This window comes from Rugamonas brunnea, from assembly GCF_014042345.1.
In the GTDB taxonomy this organism is placed as follows: Bacteria; Pseudomonadota; Gammaproteobacteria; order Burkholderiales; family Burkholderiaceae_D; genus Rugamonas; species Rugamonas brunnea.
Genome location: NZ_JACEZT010000020.1, coordinates 1 through 18574 on the forward strand (window position 1 = coordinate 1; position 18574 = coordinate 18574).

An 18574-nucleotide genomic window follows, 5' to 3' on the forward strand; every position below is an offset into this window, starting at 1 on the left:
GTGCGGTGCGCGGCGGGACGCCGCGCGGGCGCGCGCCGCCCGCCGGCGCCCGCCACTGCGGGCGGTGCCGCCGGTGCCGCCGTCAGTGGTGCAGCGGCATGCTGGTCGTGGTGCTTGCCAGTTCGGGATGGAAGGCGCGGTCGCCGGGCGCCGTGTCGTGGTAGGCGCGGAAGCGGGACACTTTGCCGTCCCGCATGGTGAACACGTGGACCCAGGGGTTGTCAAAGCGGCGGCCGGTGGGCTTGGCGATCCAGGTGGCGTCGCCGGTGACGACCACCGTGTCGCCCTCGGCGATGAACTGGCGCGCCTGGAAGTAGACGGTCTGGACCGAGGCGTCCAGTTTGGCGAAGAACTGGCCTATGCCTTGCTTGCCGTGGTAGCTGCCGGCATAGGGCGTGTACTCGGAATCGGGGCTGATCCATTCCGCATCGTCGTGATACAGCTCCATCAGCTTGCGGATGTCGCCGCTCTGGAACAGCTGATAGCCGTGCATCACCAGTTGCTTGTTTTCTTGTGCATTCATGGCGTTTCTCCTGATCATCGTCCGCCCCGCGCCAGTCGCGGATGGTCGTGTCGGGAGCGTCCGATCAACTCAGCCTAATGCGCCGGAGGACAATGTCAAGGTGGGCGGCAGCGGGCTTGGGTGATGGCGTGCGGCAATGGCGCCGGGCCGCGAATTGGCCTACAGTGTGGCCATGAGCGACGCAGACCAGGAGAGCGCAGGATGACGTCCGAACCCATGCTGATCCGCCCCATGCAGGTGCAGGAACTGGACACCGTACTGGGCTGGGCAGCCGATGAAGGCTGGAATCCCGGCCTCAATGACGCCGCCTGCTTCCACGCGGCCGATCCGGGCGGTTTCCTGCTGGGCGTGGTGGACGGCGAACCGGTCGCCAGCATTTTCGCGATTCAATACGGCACCGGCTTCGGCTTCATTGGCGGCTACATCATGCGGCCCGCGTGGCGCGGACGCGGACACGGCATGGCGCTGTGGCGGGCCGGCATGGCGCGGTTGGCGGGCCGCAACGTGGGCCTGGACGGGGTGGTGGCCCAGCAGGGCAATTACGCCAAGTCCGGCTTCCACCTGGCCCACCGCAACATCCGCTACGAGGCCTATGGCCGGCCCGGCGTGGACAATGACGCCGTGCCGCTGGCGTCGCTGGCGGTCGATGCCGTGCACCGTTACGACCGCGGCTGCTTCCCGGACCAGCGCAGCCGCTTCCTCCAGTGCTGGATCACGCAGCCGGACTGCATCGCCGTCGGCATCCCGCGCGCCCAGGGCAAGGCGGGCGCACCGGACGCACCGGGCGCACCGGGCGCACCGGGCGAATTGGACGTGGCCGCGTTCGCCGTACTGCGGCCCTGCCGCACCGGCTACAAGATCGGTCCCCTGTTCGCCGACACGGCCGTGCAGGCCGAGACCTTGTTCCTCAACCTGCTGGGCCAGGTGACGCCGGGCGTGCCCGTGTATCTCGACGTGCCCGAGGCCAACCCGGCCGCCATGTCGCTGGCCGCCCGCCACCAGTTGCGGCCCTGCTTCGAAACGGCGCGCATGTACACCAAGGGCCAGCCGACGATGGACATGGGGCGCCAGTACGGCATCACGACGTTCGAGCTCGGCTAGCGCGGGGTTTGCTATGCTATCGCCTTTGCGGCGGCCGGCGGTCAGTTCCGGCCGCCGGTTCCCATTTACGGAGTGGTAAGCATGGTTTCCCTGCAAGAGCAGTTGTTAAAGGCCGGCCTGGTCGACAAGAACAAGGTGAAGAAGGTCAATCAGGACAAGAGCAAGCAGAAGAAGGAGGAGCGCCGCACGGGCACGCAGAGCGTGGACGAGGCGCGCGTGGCCGCGCTCGACATCCAGCGCAAGAACGCCGAGCGTGCGCGCGAGATGAACGCGCAGCGCGACGAGGCCGCAACGCAGAAGGCGATCCACGCCCAGATCGTGCAGATGGTGCAGAAGAACCGCCAGAACAAGGGCAAGGGCGATATCGCCTACAACTTCACGCACGGGACCAAAATCGAGCGCATCTACGTGTCGGCCGAGGTGCGCGAGCACCTGGTGGCGGGGCGGCTGGTGATCGTCTGCCTGGGCGATACGGTGGAACTGGTGCCGCGTGTGATTGCCGACAAGATCGCCGAGCGCGACGCGTCCATGGTGGTGCGCGTCAACAAGAGCAGCACGCAAGTGGATGAGGACGATCCCTACGCCGCTTTCCAGATCCCTGACGACCTGATGTGGTAACGCCGGCGCGGATCAGTTGAAGGCGGCTGACCACAGCCGTTCGACGGCCGCTTCCAGTTCCGCATGAAAGTCCCGCTCCAGCACCCGCAACGCCGGTTGCTGGAGTAGCGCGCGCAGCGCGTCGGGAAAATCCAGCGCCTGCCACAGGCCCAGGGTCAGCCCATAGGTTTGCAGCAGCAGGGTGGCGCCCCAGCCCGGTGCGCGGGCGCGCGTGCCTTGCTCCAGCAGGGCGCCGGCTTGCGTCATGCCCTGCGCCAGGTTCAGCTTGAAGCGTTGCATGGCTTCCAGCGGCAGGTTCTTTTCCAGCACGGTGTTGCCGAGCGCGGCCAGTTGCAGCAGGTCGCCGCTGTCGCGCACCAGTTGCGTGTAGGCGCGCGCGAAGCGGGCCGCCGCGCCGGGCTGGTCCATGTCCAGCGCCGTCAGCAGCGGCGCCAGCGCCGTGAACAGCTGCGCGAAACTGTCCTCCAGCAGGGCGACGAAGATTTCTTCCTTGGTCCGGAAATACAGGTACACCGTGCCCTTGGCCAGGCCGGCCGCGCTGGCGATGTCGGCCACCGGCGGCAGGGTGTTGCGCTCGCGGTAAAGCCGGTGGGCGGCATCGAGCAGCACGCGGCGGCGCTGCTCCCGGTCTTGCTCGGTCAGGACGGGGCGTCCCATGGGTTTCCTTGGTGTTGAATGGCACGGGATTCTACAACGAATCGACTGCGCCGCAGTTCGTCCCCGGTTACGCCTCAGTTTTTCATGAGCTGATAGGCGACCCGGCGCTGCACCATGCGCGGCATGAAGCGGTTGCCGAAGGCGGTGAGGGCGTTCAGCCAGCCCGGCACGATGGAGGCGCGGCCCCGGTCGAGCGCGCGCAGACCGATCCGCACCACGGCCGCGCTCTGCATCATCAGCAAGCGTTGGTACAGCGTGGCCCGCTGGCCGGACACGGCCAGGAAGCTGGTGGCCGAAATGCCGGGCGAGAGCACGGTTACCGTCACGCCCTTGGTTTTCAATTCCTCGTGCAGGGCTTCGCCGAACAGCAGCACGTAGGCCTTGGTGGCCGCGTAGGCCGCATAGGTCGGGGTGGCCTGGTAGGCGCCGATGGACGACACCAGCAGGATCTTGCCGCGTCCGCGCTGCGCCATGTCGGCCGCGAAGGCGTGGGTCAGCTCCGTCAGCGTCACCATGTTCAGCTGCATCATATCCAGCGTGCGGTCCAGTGGCTGCTCCAGGAACGGGCCCCACAGGCCGTAGCCGGCGTTGTTGATCAGGATGTCGATGTGGATGCCGCGCGCGTCCAGCGTGGCCTTGAGCGCGTGCGCCGCGCCCGACTGGGACAGGTCCGCGCTTTCCACTTCGCTCACGGTGCCGTACTGGCCGGCCAGTTCACGGGCCAGCGCCTGCATCGGTTCGGCGCGCCGCGCCACCAGCACCAGCTTGGCGCCGCGCGCGGCCAACTGGCGCGCGAAATCGACGCCAAAGCCGCTCGACGCGCCCGTCACGAGCGCCCATTGTCCTGCCAGATCCTGTTTCATCGTCAAACTCCTCATTAAATGACTGAAGGTCATAATATGGCTAGTTTAATGACCGGCGGTCATTTGTCAACCGACCGCTTAGAGTGATTGCACTAATAATGCGAGGGATGGATTGCGGCGGGCGCGGCGTGCGCCCGTCGCGATGGGAAGGTTGGCGGGGAGGGTGCCGGTGGTCTCAGCGTGTCGGCAGCCAGGCCGGCTTGCTGTCCGTATGCAGCTCACGCTCGACGGGGCCGTCATATGCGGGTTCCAGCGTGCCCAGGGTGATGGCGATGCGGTCGGGCGCCTGCGTGCTGCGCCAGAACAGGGTGGAGCCGCACACGCGGCAGAAGCCGCGCCGGCCATGGTCGGATGAGGCGTATTCCGTCACCAGGTCGGCGCCGCGTTCGAACGCGAAGCCGGCACTGCCGACGTTGGCATAGGAGCCCGAGGCGGCGCCATGCTGCTTCTGGCACATGGTGCAGTAGCAATGGCTGGCGTCGCGCACGGGCAGCGCGGCCCGGTAGACGACGCCGCCGCACAGGCAGCTTCCGTGCAGGAATTGTGGATCACGCATGCATGCTTCTCCCGTTGTGGCTTGATGTATGGCCTGATGACAGCTTGGTGCGATGCCCAATGTTATCAGAACTGCATGGTGCGCGCGTCAGTGTCCCCTGAAGGCCAGGCTCAGTAGCAATGCGAACGCCAGCATGAACGACACCCCTTTCCAGAACGCCAGCGGATGGCGCTCGATCAGTGGCGGGCGTTTGCGCTCAAGGAAGGCCCGGTTCGGTTGCTCCAGGTCATACAGGAATTCGGCCACGTCGTCGTAGCGCCGCAGCGGGTCCACGTGCACGGTCTTCCTGATGGCTTCGTCCACCCATGGCGGGACGTCGCGGTTGTGGAGCTGCGCCGGTTCGTAGCGCAGTTTGCGCTGGGCCGCGCGGGTGCGGGCCTGGGGTACGGCGACGCCGTAGGGCAGCGTGCCCGTCAGCATCTGGTAGACCAGCACGCCCAGCGCATAAATGTCCGAGCGCGCACTGCCATCTTCACCGAGGAAATATTCGGGCGCCATGCATTGCAGCGCGCCGGGCGGGGCGGCCTGTTCGATGGGATCGCCGCGCTCGCAGATGCCGGCCACGCTGGCGGCGCCCAGATCGATGATCGTCACCATCCCGGCGCCGTCGATCATGATGTTGTCCGGGCGCAGGTCCTGGTGCACCATGTCCAGCCGGTGCAGGGCGCGCAAGCCCTTCGCCACCTGGCCGGCGATGGCGCGCACCGCCGGCAGGCCGGGGCGCGGATGGTCGCGCAGCCATTGCGCCAGGGTCTGGCCCTCGATGAATTCCGTCAGCAGGTACAGGTAGTTGCGCGGGCGCTCGTGCACGACCGGCTTGAGCACGTGCGGGCTGTGGATGCGGCGCGCCACCCATTCCTCCATCAGGAAGCGTTCGAGATAGGCGGGGTCGTCCCGCAGGTCGACCGAAGGCGCTTTGATGACCAGCTTCTGCCCGCTGTGCGGGTCGTGCGCCAGATAGATGTGGCTGCGGCTGCTGCCGTGCAATTCGCGCACGATCTGGTAGCCGTCGAAAATCTGTCCGGCTTCGAGCAAAGGCGGGAAGGGCAGGCTGGCATATTGCCGCACCAGCTCGTTGACTTCCGGGCTGGGCAGCGCGTCGATGCGCACCAGTTGCACGGTCAGGTTGTCCGGACTTCCGCGCCGGTAGGCTTCCTCGACGATGGCTTGCGCCGCCAGGTCCAGTTGCTGCGGCGTGGCGGCGATGGCGGCGGCGATCGCGGCGCCGTCCGTGTATTCATAGACGCCGTCGGTGGCCAGCACGAACAGGTCGCCCGTTTCGATGGGCACGGTGCGGTAATCGATGTCGAGCTGGCCGTCCACGCCCAGCGCGCGGGCCAGGTAGCTCTGGCCGGGCGAAACCTGGATGCGGTGGTCGACGGTCAGCTGTTCCAGCGTGGCGCCATGCAGGCGGTAGATGCGGGTGTCGCCGACGTGGAACAGGTGCGCCGTGGCCGACTTGATGACCATGGTGCTCAGCGTGCACACATAGCCCTGGTCCTTGTCGTAGCGGCCGCGTCCCTGCTGGGTTTGCGCGTAGAGCCAGGAATTGGTGGCCGCCAGCACCCGTTCGGCCGAGGTCTTGACGCTCCACGCGTCGGACGTGCAGTAGTAGTCTTCCAGGAAACCGGTCACGGCGAACTGGCTGGCCACCTGGCTGACGTCGCTTCCGCTGATGCCGTCGGCCAGCGCGATGGCGATGCCCTTGTGGCCCAGTTGCGCGCCGCTGGCCAGATAGATGCCGTGGAAATCCTGGTTGACGTCCTTGCGTCCCTTGCAGGAGTACTGGCCGGTGGAGATGGTGAGCTGCTTGGACATGGAAAGTCAGGCGCGCGGGCGGCCAGGCGGCCGGCCCGCGGCGCCCGTGCGAACTTAGGCCGCCTTCTTGAGCGCGCGCTTGGGCAAGGTTTTGACGTGGGTAGTGTACAGGGTGAGGCCGGTGAACGACAGGCCGCCCACCAAGTTGCCCAGCACGGTGGGGATCTCGTTCCAGATCAGGTAGTCGAGGATGGAGAAATGCCCGCCCATCAGCATGGCCGACGGGAACAGGAACATGTTGACCACCGAGTGCTCGAACGCCATCGCGAAGAACAGCATGATGGGCATCCACATGGCGATCACCTTGCCGCTGACGGAGGTGGAGATCATGGCGCCGACCACGCCGGTGGACACCATCCAGTTGCACAGCATGCCGCGCACGAACAGCGTCAGCATGCCGTAGGCGCCGAACTTGGCGTAGCCCAGCGTGCGCGCCTCGCCGATGCCGGCGATGGTCATGCCGACCTTGCTCGGCTCGGTCTGGAAGCCGTTGGTGAACACGATGGCCATCAGTACGGCGACCGTCAGCGCGCCGAGGAAATTGCCGACGAAGACCACGCCCCAGTGCTTGAGCACGGCGGGCAAGGTGACGCCGGGGCGCTTGTCGAGCAAGGCCAGCGGCGTGAGGACCAGGACGCCCGTCAGCAGGTCAAAGCCCAGCAGGTACAACATGCAGAAGCCGACCGGGAACAGGATTGCGCCGATCAGTGGCACGCCGGTCTGCACCGAGCAGTGAACGGCGAACACGGCCGACAACGCCAGGATGGCGCCGGCCATGTAGGCGCGGATCAGCGCGTCACGGGTGGCCATATACAGTTTGGATTCGCCCGCATCGACCATTTTGGTGACGAACTCTGAAGGTGCCAGGTATGCCATGTTGTTTCCCTATCCTAGAATTATTGTGTAATTGATCAAGTATTCCGAGGTGCTGAAATCCCTGCTATCGATCACTAAGCAAGAGTCGGGCCTTGTGGCAGGGAGGGCGAAGCGGGGCGCCGCGCTGGTGCGGCCGTGCATCGTGTTGGCGCGCAAAGGTGCAACGCGCACCATGGTGGCGATGGATGCCTTGTTCTGGTGCGGGGGCCGCCTGACCGGTGCGCGCCGATCGGTATGGATCAGCGCTTGTTGATGGATGTTTTTGTTGGCGCGGGACGGAATCGAAATTCAGATACCGGGATTTTCGGAACAAGGGACGTTCTGTTCTGATCAGGGGCCGGCTTGCTTCTTCTGTCCAGGCTGGTGATCGACGGGCATATAGCTTATTCCGTCGTAGACGTCGCTTGTTAGTCGACCATCCTGTTTTTTTACTCGGATGTTAAACAGGCGCGGCCCAGTTTCCGGAGTGCCGCCGCAGTCTCGCGTGTGACGTTCGCGCACGACAATTTCGAAGTATGACGGTTTCTCGATCACGGCGATCGCAACACACTCGTCCTTCAATGTCGTCAGATCAAATTTGCGGATCGCATGTATCGCGAGCTGCGCGGCTTCTTCTCTGGTCTTTACTGGCTCCGAGAATGCGGCAGCCGACGAAACAAGCAGCAAGGTGGCTAAGCAGGATGGAAGAAGCTTCATGACTTACTTAGCCTTACTAATTGAGCAGTGGCGCGATGTGCGTATGAATAATGGATTTCAATTTTTTCGCGTACAACGGATCGGTGGCATAGCCTCCCCTTGCGACAATTTCGGCAAATTTCTCTGGTTCGTCACGGTATGCCAGGGCGGTCGGGTACTTGCGTCGTATCAAAGATACGTAGTCGGCCGCCGCTTCAGCATAGTCGGCGTAGGCACGAAATTCGTCGGTCTCGCTTATTCGTTTGCCGGACAGGGTGACTTCGTGCGTTGAAAAAGTTGTCGAGTTGCCGGATGGGGATTTGCCCTTAATGCCAAAGTATGCGTTGCCTTTGACTGATCTGCCCCAATCGCTTTCGAGCGCAGACTGGGCAAGTATCACTGCGATCGGTATGCCCATATTGGCAGAGACAATCTTTGCGTCGCTGGCGTGCAGTCTAACAAAGTGGACGACGTGAGCCGGTTGCTGCTTGGGTTGATGCTTGTGTGTTCCGGTTCGAACGGGTGCATGGCCGTGATGAGACATGAGCGATCTCCTTTCAAGTTGACGCGAGCAGCCCTAACGTTACATAGCATTGAAAAGTCGTTATTGACTGTGCTCAGGAGCTAAGCAGGAGGAATGCGCCGACATTCGGACACGGGCTTTGATTCGAGATTTAATTAATCTGCGCGTTTCGGTTGAAGGGATGATTCTGGGGGGAATTTGTCTGAATGTCGGCACTGACCCTGATGCCCTGATACTGATGCTGATGCCTCTGACCCTGATGCCTGTTCAGGATCAAGCTCTGGGACGGCGTAATCGTCACACCGCGCCAAAAAATGACGGGAATCAAGCTGCGGCCGGCTGCTCTTCTGTAGTGTTGATCGGTCAGGCTGGACTGGAAAACCTGATACCCCAATTACTCTTGTTCCGCATAGGCCATGGATCCTTTTTATTCCTTTGTGTTTTTTTATTCCAGTCCCTATGTGTTTGTGGTTCCTTTAGCATTAGTTGGTCTGGCTGTAGCCACCTACCTATTTGTCACTCGCAACTTGGGCGTTCAGTTGCGTCCGCTTACAAAGCCTGTGCGCCTCTGTGGCGTGGCAATGCTTGTCGGCCCCGTCCTAGCCTATATCCTGTTTAAGCCGAGCTGCGCTTCTCTTGCGAATCTGATATTTTTTTGGGAGTATGCTCTTGGCATCGTGTTCACTACCGCGATTGCCATCTCGGGCAATCTGAAATATCCCCTGCGGGTGCAGTTTTGGCTTGCCATCATTCAATCATTAATTCTGGCATTGACACTTTGGATTGGTTTATTTCCTGTCTTCGCACTTGATGCGATATCAAGCGGTTTGCAGATGTCAGGAGGAGCCCGGCAAGGATGCTGATCGTACAAGCAGTGCCTAGGAATTGGATCGAATCCGACAACTCTTAGCCTGAGAAACAAAAAACGCCACTTGAAGGTGGCGTTTTCATTTCTTATTCTTGGTGGCCCGGGGCGGAATCGAACCACCGACACAAGGATTTTCAGTCCTCTGCTCTACCAACTGAGCTACCAGGCCAAGGGCCGCAATTATAGCAGGCGGGTGTGGGGCGCCGTCAAGGGTGAATTTTTCGAAGGCGCCACATCCCCGTCACGGTGCTTGTTTCAGCGTGCGCTCGAACAGCTGGTAGATGCGACGGTACTCGTCGTACCAGCTTTCCGGCTGCACGAAGCCGTGCCGCTCCATCGGATAGCTGGCCAGCTCCCAGTTGTCCTTCTTGAGTTCGATCAGGCGCTGGGCCATGCGCACGGAATCCTGGTAGAACACATTGTCGTCCACCATGCCGTGGGCGATCAGCAGGTGGCCGCGCAACTGGTCCGCGTATTCGATCGGGGAGGAGATCTTGTACGCCTGCGGGTCCAGCTCCGGCGTGTTGAGGATGTTGGACGTGTAGTCGTGCTCGTAGCTGGTCCAGTCCGTTACGGGGCGCAGTGCGGCGCCGGCCTTGAACACGTCGGGCGCGCGCAGCAGGGCCATGAAGGTCATGAAGCCGCCGTAGCTGCCGCCGTAGATGCCGACCTTGCCGGCGTCGCCCTGGTGCTGCGCCACCAGCCATTGCACACCGTCCAGGTAGTCTTCCAGTTCCGGATGGCCCATCTGGCGGTAGATGGCCGTGCGCCAGGCGCGGCCGTAGCCCTCCGAGGCGCGGTAGTCCATGTCCAGCACGATGTAGCCCTTTTCCACCAGCAGGTTGTGGAACATCTGCTCGCGGAAATAGTTCGGGTAGCGCTGGCTGACGTTCTGCAGGTAGCCGGCGCCGTGCACGAACATGACGATGGGGTAGCGCTTGCCCGATTCCAGCTGGGCCGGACGGTACAGCTTGGCCCAGATCGGCGCGGTGCCGTGGGTGGACGGCACGGCCACCAGTTGCGGCGCGATCCAGTTACGGGCTTTGAATTCGGCCGTGCGGGTGTCCGTGAGCACGGTGGGCGCGCCGCCCGTGGCCGGCACGGTGGCCAGTTGCGGCGGCAGGTAGCTGGCCGAGTAGCGCAGCAGCACTTTGCGGCCGTCCGGCGACAGGGCGAAGTTTTCCACGCCACCGAGCGTGGTCAGGATGCGCAGCGCGCCATCCTTGATGGAGGTGGCGCACACTTCATACGTGCCCGGCAGCTTGGGGTTGCAGATGAAATAGACCTGGCTGCCATCGGCCGACCATTCCGGCTGGCTCGCTTCCCAGGCGCCGCTGGTGAGGGCGCGCGGCTGGCCGCCGGCGGGCAAGGTGTACAGGTGCGAATAGCCGCTTTCCTCCGATTGATACCACAGCGTGCTGTTGTCGGGCAGCCAGCCGAAGTGGTTGCCGCGGTAGTTGATCCAGGCCGGGTCCGTCAGCCGGTGCACGCTGGCCAGCGTGGCGCGGGCCAGGTCGACGGTGGCGATCCAGCGGTCCTTGTTGTCGATGGCGCGCACCATCACGGCGGCCCGGCTGCCGTCGGCGCTCCATTGCAGCACGCCATCGTCCGGGTCCACGCGCACGGGGCGGTTGCCTTTCAGCGCAGGCAGTTTCTGCGCCGCGCGCAGTTCGGCCAGCGGATCGGTGACGATGCCGGGCAGGCTGTCGTAGGGCAGGTCGCGCACGCTGCGCGTGGCCAGGTCGATCAGCTTGAGCGTTTGCGGCACGGGGCCGTCGTGGGCCACGCGCTGGCGCTGGTCCACGGCTTCCTCGAAGCCCGATTCCGTCACGAAGCGGGCCATCTTGTCGCGCGGGGCTTTGGCGCCGTCGCGGGGCGTGGTCACCACCAGCAGGTAGCGGCCATCGGGCGACAGCGCGCTGCCGCTGATGTCGACCTTGTCGCCGAGGTAGACGGGCAGCGGGGCGCGGGTGGCGTCGGCGCGGCGCCGGGCCTGGTCCTGTTCGTGTTGCTGTTCGCGCTCCTGTTTCTGGCGCGCCAGCGTGGTCAGCAGGCGCAGCTGCAGTTCGCGCAGGGCGTCCGGCTCCGGTTTGGCGTCCGGGTCCTTGCTGGTGCGCAGCTGGGCCACGGGCGTCACCAGGCGCTCGGCGCGGCTCCAGCTGTACCAGTCCTGGCCGATGCGGAATTGCACATGGGCGCCGTCGGCCGCGTACTGGGGCGCGGCGGCGGGGATGCTGCCGCGCACGATCTGGGTCAGCGTGCCCGTCTTGAGGTCGCGCTCGAACAGGTCGCCGTTGCGCAGCACGAGGGCGCGTGTGTGGTCGCGGTTGTACACCATGGCCGGGCTGTCGACGCCGGCCAGGTGCTGGTCGTTGACGATGGCGGGCGTGCCCGCGCCCGCTTGCCAGATGTCGCGCAGCGGCGAGCCACTGCGTTTTTGTTTGAAGTACAGGCGGTGGCTGTCCCAACCCCACCAGGACGCTTCGACGGGCGTGCCGATCCAGTCGGGGTTGGCCATGGCCTGGTCGAGCGTGATCGGGGTGGGAGCGGAAGGTGAGGCGGGGGCGGCCGCGGACGCGGCGCCGGCCGCCAGCAAGGCGGCGAGAGGCAAAGCAAAACGCATGGTGGGGTTCGCTATTCTGTTGGGTGAACGGGGGCATGGGATCGCCACGCGGTCACGATTCTAGCCCAACAGTGTCGGCGGGGAAACACGGGCGCGTGCGCCAGCCCCGCCGCCCCCGCGCCTCAGCTGGCCGGCATCAATTGCGGCTGGCCGCCGCGCTGGCCGGCGCGCCCGGCCACAGCCGGTGCCGGCCGCTGGCGCCCTTGTGCGCCGTCCGCCTCATCGTGAATCAGGAACATGCTGCCGATTTCGAACCATTCTTCGCTGCGGATCACGCGCTGGGCCAGCGGCAGCAGTTCGCGTTCCTCCTTGTCCAGCCGTTGCAGCAAATTCTGGCAATACATGTCGATGGTGCGGCACAGGAAGGTGCTGTGCACGGCGCTGCGGCGCATGGCGCGGCGCAGGCATTTGCGCACGGCCGCGAGCATGGTGTGGCCCAACCGGCTCAGTGATTCGAGGTCGGCCAGCAGCGGACCGGCGTCGCCGGTGGCGTTGCGCACGGCCGGCATCAGGCAGGCTTCGACCTTGCGTTGGTGGCGCGCTTCGGCGAAGCGGGCCAGTTCGTCCAGCTGGGATTGCAGGTAGACGGGGTCGACTTCCTGCGGTTTGCGGGCCATGGTGCGCACCTGTTGCAGCAGGCGCGAAATGAAGTGGCGTTCCTTTTTCTGTTCGATTGACAGGGTCAACAGGACATAGGTGGCAGTGAGCATAGCGATTCCCGGAATACGTCTGACGTCGGCTGCGAGGCATACGTTGATGGGGCCGGGCCAGGTGGAAAAAACATCACCTTAGCGCTGTCGGGCACGCCTTCAACGACTCTTTACAATTGTTCACAACTATCTGTGTGGCACAACTAGGGTAAAAAAACCTGCGAACTTTTTGGCCATCCTGGCGCTTGCATTGCCGGCATGTAAAACGTATTGCGGGGGCGCCAAGCCGGCGGAGGCGCCTTGCAATGTCGGGGCATGAGCGAACAATTATGCGCCCGATTCATGCTGGAAAAAACAAGTTTTGGCGGCAATGCGCGAAAAAAAATCGCGCTTGCCCGTGCGCACGATGACACGGGCCCGGCCACTGTTGCGCCGGCGCCGCAGCCCGCCATCAGTCAGTTTTTCTGCTTTGTGAGCAAAAAATGTATCGGAATAATCCAACAATGCTAATATGATAATTCGTTGTGCCCCTCAATATTTTGAACGGAAGGTAATCGACATGATCCAGATTTCGTTACGCCTCACTGTCCCGCTGGCCGCTGCCGCCGCGGCGCTGCTGACCGCCTGCGCCAGCGCGCCGGCCGACACCACCGTGGCTTCGGCCCAACCGGCCGCGCCGGTCGTCAAATGCCGTAATACCGAGGCGGCCACCGGCACCTCCATCGTGCGCAAGGATTGTTCGGCCACCAATAACGTCAGCGAGGTCGATCCCCACGACCTGATGGATAGCAAGCGCGTGGCCCTGCCCAATCGCTGAACTACCGGGCGCCATCGTGCGCCAGCGGGCCTGGCCGCCGCGTCGCCGCCGGCCGCCCGTCGATTGCCTGCCATCTCTGCGACGACCCCGACAGTGTGCGGTTTCCACCGGGTCAGGGGTGAACTTGGTATCATGTCCGGCTCGCCGGCCACCCGCCGGCTTACCCAAGGCCGGCGACCCGCCGGCCCATCTTACGTCGGAGATCAACCCATGATATTACGTCTGTTGCTGCTGGGAACCGCCGTGGCGGCCTCCAGCGCGCTGGCCGCGCCGCGCGGCTTCACGGTGGAAGATATGGTCAACATGGAGCGCGTGGGCGCGCCCGTGCTGGCACCGGACGCCAGCCGCGTCGTCTATACCGTGCGCACGACCAACCTGGACAAGAACCGTGGCAACACCCAGCTGTGGATGCTGGACTTGCGCGCCGCCAAGCCCGTTCCCCAGCGCCTGACCCAGAGCGAAGCCAGCAGCACCGACCCTGAATGGTCGCCCAAGGGCGACGCCATCTATTTCCTGTCGTCCCGTTCGGGCTCGCAGCAAGTGTGGCGCTTGCCGCTCACGGGCGGCGAGGCCGTGCGCGTGACGGATTTCCCCGTCGATGTCGATAATTTCCGCCTGTCGCCCCAGGGCGACAGGCTGGCCTTCAGCCTGGCCGTGTTCCGCGACTGTGCCGACCTGGCCTGCACCAAGGCCAAGCTCGATGCGCAGGCCAAGAACAAGGCCAGCGGCCGCGTCTATGACCGCCTGTTCGTGCGCCACTGGGACACCTGGGGCGACGGCCGCAACGCCGTGCTGTACGCGGCCCCCATCGACGCGAACGGCAAGGTCAGCGCCGCGCCCGTCAGCCTGAGCGGCACGCTCGACGGCGACGTGCCGTCCAAGCCCTTCGGCGACCATGACGAATACCACTTCAGCCCGGACGGCCAGAGCGTCGTATTTGCGGCCCGCATCGCCGGCAAGACGGAAGCGTGGTCGACCAACTTCGACGTCTACCAGGTGCCGGCCGCCGGCGGCACGCCGCGCAACCTGTCGGCCGACAACCCGGCCTGGGACACCAAACCCATCTACTCGCCCGACGGCCGCACGCTGGCCTGGCTGGCCATGGACCGGCCCGGCTTCGAGGCCGACCGCTTCCACCTGGTGCTGATGGACGTGTCCACCGGCAAGAAGCGCACCGTGGCCGGCGACTGGGACCGCTCCATCGCCGACTACAGCTGGAGCCCGGACGGCAAGCAATTGCTGGCCACGGCCGACGACGTGGGCCAGCACCGCCTGTTCGCCATCGACGCGGCCAGCGGCAAGGTCAGCGCGCTGAGCGGCAACGGCGCCGTGCACGGCTTCGACGTGCGCCACGACACCATCGTCATGTCCCACGCCGACCTGGCCTCGGGCGCCCAGCTGTACAAGCAGAAACTGGGCGCGGCGCCGGGCCAGGCCGTGCAGCTGACATGGAATAACGCGCAGGCGCTGGCCGACGTCAAGATGGGCGAGTACGAGCAGTTCTCGTTCAAGGGCGCCAATGGCGACACCGTGTACGGCTATGTGACCAAGCCGTGGAACGCCGTGCCCGGCGCAAAATACCCGGTGGCCTTCCTCGTGCATGGCGGTCCGCAGGGCAGCTTCGGCAACGCCTGGGGCTACCGCTGGAATCCGCAGGTGTACGCGGGCGCCGGTTATGCCACCGTGTTCATCGACTTCCACGGCTCGACCGGCTATGGCCAGAAATTCACCGACGCCATCAGCGGCGACTGGGGCGGCAAGCCGCTGCAGGACCTGAAGCTGGGCCTGGCGGCGGCGGCCCAGCGTTTCCCGTGGCTTGATACCCAGCGCAGCTGCGCCTTGGGTGCTTCCTACGGCGGTTACATGATGAACTGGATCCAGGGTAACTGGTCCGATGGTTTCCGCTGCATCGTCAACCACGATGGCGTGTTCGACACGCGTGGCATGGCCTATTCGACCGAGGAAATCTGGTTCACGGAATGGGAGAACGGCGGCAGCTATTTCAACGTGCCGCAGAACCACGAGAAGTTCAACCCGGTCAACCTGGTGGCGAACTGGAAGACCCCGATGCTGGTGGTGCAGGGCGACCAGGACTTCCGCATTCCCACCGCGCAGGGTCTGGGCACGTTCACGGCACTGCAGCGGCGCGGCATCCCCAGCAAGCTGCTGGTGTTCCCGGATGAGAACCACTGGGTGCTCAAGCCGGCCAACTCGCTGCTGTGGCACCACACGGTGCTCGACTGGCTCGACACCTACCTGAAGCACTAAGCCTGCAGTCACTGGCGCCCGGCGCGCCGCCAGCACACCCCGCACGCCCCCCGGCCTGCGGGGTGTGTGCATTTTGGGGGGCGGTGCGCCGCGCCGAGGTGGTCCCGCGTGCGTGCGGCAAGTGGCTCTATCGGCAACGAAATTTGACGCGCAGAATGGGGCCTCTTTGACCTCCAGCCCGCTGCGGCGGCCGATTCCGCTCCATCCGACCCGAGTTTGCCCATGACCCGATTGCTGACCGAATTGCTCACTTGCCTAGTCCGTATCAAGATCGGCGCCCGCCTGGCGCTGGGTTTCGGCCTGGTCCTGCTGTTCGCCAGCGGCCTGCTAGCCATGGGCTTGTGGCGCATGGCCCAGTTGCACGGCTCGACCGACTACATGATGAACGACAAAGTGGTCAGCCTGAACGCGGTCACCGAGATGCGCGAGCAAGGCCGTGCCATGGTCACGGTGCTGGCGCGGCTGGCCGCGCCCACGGAACTGGCGGCCGTGCCGCGCGACCAGACGGCGCTGCAAGCCATCCTGGCCAGCTACGGGCGGGCCGAAGCACTGGCGCAGCGGCAGATCGCCAGCGGCGACGGCCGCGCGCTGCTGCGGCGGGCGATGGCGGAGAAGCAGGCGGTGATGCGGGTGGTCGAGCTGGTGCGCAAGCTGGCGCTGGCCGGCGACGGCTACGAAGCGGGCAACATCCTGCGCGCGGAATTGACGGCGCCCCATGAACAATGGCTGGCCACGCTGACCGAGCTGGCCCGCCGCCAGAGCGCGGAAATGGAGCAGGGCTATGCGGAACTGAATGTCCACTACCGCGACGCCATGGGCGGCATGGTCGCCATCGGCCTGCTGACGCTGGGCATGGGCGCCTATGCAGCCTGGCTCATCACGCGCACGATCGCTGCGCCCGTCAGGCGGGCGGCGCTGGCGGCCGACCGCATTGCGGCGGGCGACCTCAGTCATGCGATCGTGGCCGGCACGGGCGCCAGTATGGATACGGGCGCGGATACCGGCGCCGCCGCGGGCGACGAAGTGGCCGCCATGCTGGGCGCGCTGCACTCGATGCAGGCCAACTTGCGCGACACCGTGCACCGCATCCAGCAGGGCAGCCACGCCATCCACGGCGCGGCGCGCGAGATCGCCTCGGGCAATGCCGACCTGTCGCGCCGCACCGAGGCGCAGGCCGGTTCGCTGCAGCAGACGGCGGCGTCGATCGAAAAACTGACCGCCATCGCGCGCGCCAGCGCCACGCATACGCGCCAGGCCAATGCGCTGGCCGAGTCGGCCTCCAGCGCCGCGCACCAGGGCGGCGCGGTGGTGCGCGACGTGGTGGCCACGATGGACGCCATCCGCGCAGGATCGGACAAGATCGTCGATATCACGGCCGTGATCGACAGCATTGCCTTCCAGACCAATATCCTGGCCTTGAACGCGGCCGTCGAGGCGGCCAGGGCCGGCGACCAGGGGCGCGGTTTTGCCGTGGTGGCCACGGAAGTGCGCAACCTGGCCCAGCGCTGTGCCGGCGCGGCACGCCAGATCAAGGCCCTGATCGACGACGCCGTGCGTCAGGCGGAGCAGGGCGACAGCCTGGCGCGCCAGGCCGGCAGCGCCATGGACGATATTGTGGAGAGGGTCCGCCAGGTGGCCAGACTCATGGGCGAGATTGCCGGCGCCGGCCAGCAGCAGAGCGAAGGCATGGCGCAGATCAACCGGGCCATCGCCGACATCGACGACATGACCCGGCAAAATGCCCGCCTGGTGGAACAGTCGTCGGCGGCGGCCGACAGCATGGACGGACAGGCCGGGGCGCTGGTCCGGCTGGTCGACATGTTCACGCTGGGATCGGAAAGTGGCGTGGGGCCGGCGCCGGCCGTGCGCCGTGCGCCGTCGCTCGATATTTCCACGGGGAAAGAAGTGGCAATATTTTAGTTGGTCGCCGCCGTGCCTGCCCAGCCGGCGCGCGCGCCGGCTTTTTTTTTAGCGTCGCGCCGGCCGGGCACTATGCCGGAAGATAGAGGCAGGAAAGGCGCAGGTTGGCGGCTGAAGCACGGTTGTTGCCGGAAGTCGGTGTCCGCGCGGCTGGGCCTGGACGGCGCGCCCGCGCCCCACCCAGGCAATGAATTTGCGAAATAACAACAGTTTATCGCAGAGTCAACTTCCCGCCGCTGCCACCAATGAAGCTGGTTTCATCCACGATGCCATTTTTTCTTCTGTTTTTAGAAATAAATTCAAACAATCAACGTTAAGATAATTGCACTTTAAGTTGTTTCTCTTGCTATATTTCTTGATGCTGGCATCGCGACCCGATCCAGCGCAAGCAGGGCGCCGCGACCTTGCAGGTCCGATGCAGACCATGTCCGCTCCTTAACCAAGAAGGCAAGAGAAATGAAATCTACCCCCACACTGAAACAACTGGCTGGCGTGGTCGTCAGCGCCGCGGCCCTGCTGGGTGCCGCGCCCGCCATGGCCGACACCATCAATTTTGAATCCCACGGCCCCGACATCTTCGCTGGCGGCGACACGTTCGCGGAAGCCGGTTACACCATGCAGGTGCTCGACAGCATCGCGGGCGGCGGCGGTTTCGCCGGCGCCATCGCCAACGGCGCCGATCCCGACACCTGCAGCGTGGCCGCTTGCCCGGTGGGCAACAACAGCATGTACTACCTGGGCCTCAATGACGGCGGCCTGAATATCCACCGTACGGACGCTACGGCGTTCTCGCTGCATGGCCTCGATTACGCGTTCGTGGCGCCGGTGGGCGGCTTGCCCAACTTCTCCTACGGCCAACTGGTGCTGACCGGCACGCTGGCCGGCGGCGGCACGGTGCGCAGCGCCTTCGACTTCCAGCTGCAAAACGGCGCCGGCAACTATGTGTTCGGCGCGGTGCCGCTGGGCAGCGCCTTCGGCCAGGCCACGCTGAGCGGCCTGACCGTCAGCGCCTGCCTGTTCGACGGCAATGGCAGCTGCTTCAACCCGGCCGCCAACCAGGCCCAGTTCGCCATCGACAACCTGAACGTGAGTGCCGTGCCGGAACCGTCGGCCTACGCCATGCTGATGCTGGGGCTCGGTGGTGTGGCATTCGCCGCGCGCCGCCGCGTCCGCCAAAACGGCGCCGCCGCCAACCTGCCAGTGCAAGCCTGAGGAGCC

At 64.9% G+C, this 18574-nt stretch carries 18 protein-coding genes and 1 tRNA gene; 8 read left to right on the forward strand and 11 right to left on the reverse strand.

The window, feature by feature from the left end:
* Window positions 1–82 precede the first annotated feature (82 nt).
* Entirely contained in the window at window positions 83–523 is a 441-nt protein-coding gene (locus H3H37_RS22460; RefSeq protein WP_182166729.1) for a nuclear transport factor 2 family protein, read from the reverse strand.
* A 201-nt stretch (window positions 524–724) separates the two neighbouring features.
* Between H3H37_RS22460 and H3H37_RS22465 the strand changes: the two genes are divergently transcribed.
* Both H3H37_RS22465 and H3H37_RS22470 read left to right on the forward strand, forming a co-directional pair.
* The gene (locus H3H37_RS22465) at window positions 725–1624 is read left to right on the forward strand and encodes a GNAT family N-acetyltransferase (protein ID WP_182166731.1); all 900 of its coding nucleotides are present in this window, start codon (window positions 725–727) and stop codon (window positions 1622–1624) included.
* An 81-nt stretch (window positions 1625–1705) separates the two neighbouring features.
* On the forward strand, window positions 1706–2242 hold the full coding sequence (locus H3H37_RS22470) for a DUF2058 domain-containing protein (RefSeq protein ID WP_182166732.1): 537 nt from the start codon (window positions 1706–1708) through the stop codon (window positions 2240–2242).
* Window positions 2243–2254: 12 nt separating this feature from the next.
* On the opposite strand, the gene H3H37_RS22475 is transcribed toward H3H37_RS22470, so the two are convergent.
* From H3H37_RS22475 to H3H37_RS22505, 7 genes are all read right to left on the reverse strand, one after another.
* A complete protein-coding gene (locus H3H37_RS22475; RefSeq protein ID WP_182166734.1) occupies window positions 2255–2899 on the reverse strand; it encodes a TetR/AcrR family transcriptional regulator in 645 nt (214 codons plus the stop codon).
* A 74-nt stretch (window positions 2900–2973) separates the two neighbouring features.
* The gene (locus tag H3H37_RS22480; RefSeq protein WP_182166736.1) at window positions 2974–3762 is read right to left on the reverse strand and encodes an SDR family NAD(P)-dependent oxidoreductase; all 789 of its coding nucleotides are present in this window, start codon (window positions 3760–3762) and stop codon (window positions 2974–2976) included.
* A gap of 175 nt (window positions 3763–3937) precedes the next feature.
* Window positions 3938–4318 carry a GFA family protein gene (locus H3H37_RS22485; protein WP_182166738.1) on the reverse strand — a complete coding sequence of 127 codons (381 nt, stop codon included), beginning with the start codon at window positions 4316–4318 and terminating at the stop codon, window positions 3938–3940.
* An 87-nt stretch (window positions 4319–4405) separates the two neighbouring features.
* Window positions 4406–6136, reverse strand: a complete 1731-nt coding sequence (locus H3H37_RS22490; protein WP_182166740.1) for a bifunctional protein-serine/threonine kinase/phosphatase — start codon at window positions 6134–6136, stop codon at window positions 4406–4408.
* Between the two features lie 54 nt (window positions 6137–6190).
* A complete protein-coding gene (locus tag H3H37_RS22495; protein ID WP_182166742.1) occupies window positions 6191–7012 on the reverse strand; it encodes a formate/nitrite transporter family protein in 822 nt (273 codons plus the stop codon).
* A 330-nt stretch (window positions 7013–7342) separates the two neighbouring features.
* Complete coding sequence (locus H3H37_RS22500; protein WP_182166744.1) at window positions 7343–7708, reverse strand: hypothetical protein; 366 nt, start codon at window positions 7706–7708, stop codon at window positions 7343–7345.
* A 16-nt stretch (window positions 7709–7724) separates the two neighbouring features.
* Window positions 7725–8231 carry a glycoside hydrolase family 73 protein gene (locus tag H3H37_RS22505; RefSeq protein WP_182166746.1) on the reverse strand — a complete coding sequence of 169 codons (507 nt, stop codon included), beginning with the start codon at window positions 8229–8231 and terminating at the stop codon, window positions 7725–7727.
* Between the two features lie 395 nt (window positions 8232–8626).
* Between H3H37_RS22505 and H3H37_RS22510 the strand changes: the two genes are divergently transcribed.
* Complete coding sequence (locus H3H37_RS22510; RefSeq protein ID WP_182166747.1) at window positions 8627–9073, forward strand: hypothetical protein; 447 nt, start codon at window positions 8627–8629, stop codon at window positions 9071–9073.
* A 98-nt stretch (window positions 9074–9171) separates the two neighbouring features.
* Here the strand turns inward: H3H37_RS22510 and H3H37_RS22515 are convergent.
* From H3H37_RS22515 to H3H37_RS22525, 3 genes are all read right to left on the reverse strand, one after another.
* Window positions 9172–9247, reverse strand: a tRNA-Phe gene (locus H3H37_RS22515).
* A gap of 72 nt (window positions 9248–9319) precedes the next feature.
* Entirely contained in the window at window positions 9320–11701 is a 2382-nt protein-coding gene (locus H3H37_RS22520) for a S9 family peptidase (protein ID WP_182166748.1), read from the reverse strand.
* A 122-nt stretch (window positions 11702–11823) separates the two neighbouring features.
* On the reverse strand, window positions 11824–12411 hold the full coding sequence (locus tag H3H37_RS22525; RefSeq protein ID WP_229218984.1) for a hemerythrin domain-containing protein: 588 nt from the start codon (window positions 12409–12411) through the stop codon (window positions 11824–11826).
* A gap of 255 nt (window positions 12412–12666) precedes the next feature.
* Between H3H37_RS22525 and H3H37_RS22530 the strand changes: the two genes are divergently transcribed.
* From H3H37_RS22530 to H3H37_RS22550, 5 genes are all read left to right on the forward strand, one after another.
* Entirely contained in the window at window positions 12667–12861 is a 195-nt protein-coding gene (locus tag H3H37_RS22530; protein ID WP_182166749.1) for a hypothetical protein, read from the forward strand.
* A gap of 49 nt (window positions 12862–12910) precedes the next feature.
* A complete protein-coding gene (locus tag H3H37_RS22535; protein WP_182166750.1) occupies window positions 12911–13168 on the forward strand; it encodes a hypothetical protein in 258 nt (85 codons plus the stop codon).
* A 210-nt stretch (window positions 13169–13378) separates the two neighbouring features.
* Window positions 13379–15436, forward strand: a complete 2058-nt coding sequence (locus H3H37_RS22540; RefSeq protein ID WP_182166751.1) for a S9 family peptidase — start codon at window positions 13379–13381, stop codon at window positions 15434–15436.
* A 222-nt stretch (window positions 15437–15658) separates the two neighbouring features.
* Window positions 15659–17356: a methyl-accepting chemotaxis protein gene (locus tag H3H37_RS22545; protein WP_182166752.1), complete on the forward strand. Its 1698-nt coding sequence runs from the start codon at window positions 15659–15661 to the stop codon at window positions 17354–17356.
* Window positions 17357–17812: 456 nt separating this feature from the next.
* The gene (locus H3H37_RS22550; protein WP_182166753.1) at window positions 17813–18568 is read left to right on the forward strand and encodes an NF038120 family PEP-CTERM protein; all 756 of its coding nucleotides are present in this window, start codon (window positions 17813–17815) and stop codon (window positions 18566–18568) included.
* Window positions 18569–18574: the final 6 nt, after the last annotated feature.